Below are 335 nucleotides of genomic sequence, written 5' to 3' on the forward strand. Positions count from 1 at the left end.
GATCAGCTAGGTTAGCTTGGTTGTTTTCTAAGGCTTTAATCCTAGCCTCTAAATCTTCTATCCGTTGATTGTCAGTGCTTTGATGCTGAGTGTCATGACATTGCTCGTCAATACCTGATTTCTTGTCAATGCTTTTGTCATTACCTCCATCAAGATAGGCTTGCATAAAATCCTTAATAAGAGCGGAAGCGGTTGTCCCGTTTGCTTTAGCTTTAGCTGAGAAAGCATCTTTTAGAGAGCGCGGGCAACGGAAGCTGAAAGTCATTCTATCTTGTGTCATCTTGTTAGTACAGTGTCAATGCAGTTGTTATTACATTTAAGATAGCACTGTCATG

1 protein-coding gene is annotated in these 335 nt (G+C 40.6%); it reads right to left on the minus strand.

The features are described 5' to 3' along the window. On the minus strand, positions 1 to 280 hold a 280-nt coding region (locus tag R0J87_RS19085; RefSeq protein ID WP_498888205.1), incomplete at its 3' end, for a hypothetical protein. Positions 281 to 335 lie beyond the last annotated feature (55 nt).

The organism is Halomonas sp. SIMBA_159 (assembly GCF_046536035.1).
Classification (GTDB): domain Bacteria; phylum Pseudomonadota; class Gammaproteobacteria; order Pseudomonadales; family Halomonadaceae; genus Vreelandella; species Vreelandella venusta_A.